Origin of the sequence: Anaerobacterium chartisolvens, from assembly GCF_003337415.1 — a bacterium.
Taxonomy (GTDB): Bacteria; Bacillota; Clostridia; order Acetivibrionales; family DSM-27016; genus Anaerobacterium; species Anaerobacterium chartisolvens.
On record NZ_QPJT01000078.1, the window covers coordinates 1 to 1,340 of the forward strand.

1 protein-coding gene is annotated in these 1,340 nt (G+C 51.6%); it reads left to right on the forward strand.

All coding sequences use genetic code 11. From position 1 onward, the window contains the following. Nucleotides 1–1,340, forward strand: a 1,340-nt coding sequence (locus DFR58_RS21600) for a condensation domain-containing protein (protein WP_242987794.1), incomplete at both ends; no start/stop codon positions are given.

The window sequence follows — 1,340 nt, forward strand, 5'->3', positions numbered from 1 at the left end:
CGGTATAAGGCGCCTGCCGGCGTCGTTTCCGGGGAGGTGCTGGAGAGCCTTAAGAGCAGGAAAAAGGAGCTTATAGAGCATCTGAGAAAAAGAGACGATAGAAATATTTTTTGCGGCACAATAGAAAGGGTGGAGGAGAGGGAGTATTATCCCGTATCCGCCGCGCAGAAGAGAATGTTTCTGCTTGACAGGATGGAGAGGCAAAGCACCGCGTATAACCTTACACAGGTGCTTAAAATCGAGGGGCGGCCTGACAGGGAAAGGATAGCCGGAGCAATTGGAAGGCTGATTAAAAGACATGAGGCACTGAGAACCTCCTTTGATATGATTGACGGCCAGCCCATGCAGAAAATACACACAAACGTGGAATTCAAGTTGGAATATGAGAGCCTGTCAGGGGGAGAGGAAATGCTGGAGGCTGCCATAGCGGGGACTGTGCGTCCCTTTGAGCTGTCCCGTGCCCCCTTGCTGAGGTTTAAGCTTATAGAGCTGTGCGGGGACGAGCCCATATTCTTTCTGGTTCAGGATATGCACCATATAATTTCCGACGGTGTTTCGGAGGGTGTGCTGGTGAGGGAGTTCAACACGCTTTATGCCGGAGGAAGCCTCCCAGAGCTGAAAATAAGGTACAGGGATTATGTGGGATGGCAGAGCAGGCTTCTGTCAAGCGAGGCAATGGAGGCACAAAGAAAGTTCTGGAAGGAGAGGCTTGGAGGAGAGATGCCTGTATTAAACCTTCCGGCGGATTATAAGAGGCCGCAGGTATTTGACTACAGGGGCGGGACGGTGGCTTTAAGGATAGACCGGCAGCTTGCAGGCAGGCTGAAGGCAATGGCAAGGGAAAGCAGGGTTACGCTGTATTCGGTGCTGCTTGCGGCATATAACGTGCTGCTGTGGATGTACACCGGGCAGGACGATATTGTGATAGGCACGCCTACTGCCGGTAGGAGACATGCCGACGTCCACAATATAATAGGCGTGTTCATAAACACACTGGCATTGAGAAGCCGGGTTATGCCCGAAAAGACCTTTGCGGAGTTCTTAAGGGAGGTCGGGGGGAATGTTCTGGAGGCATTTGACAATCAGGATTATCCCTTCGAGCAGCTTGTGGAGGAGCTTGCGGTAAGGAGGGATTTCGGCAGGAACCCTGTTTTTGACGCAATGTTTATATTGCTGAACATGGAGGTTGGAGATATAAAGGCCGAGGGTCTTAAGGTGTCGAGGTACGCATACAGCCGCAAAATGGCGCAGTTCGACTTAACCCTTATAGCCACAGAGCAGGGGGACGGAATTGATATTGACATAAGCTACTGGACGGGGCTGTTTGAAAGGGGCACAAT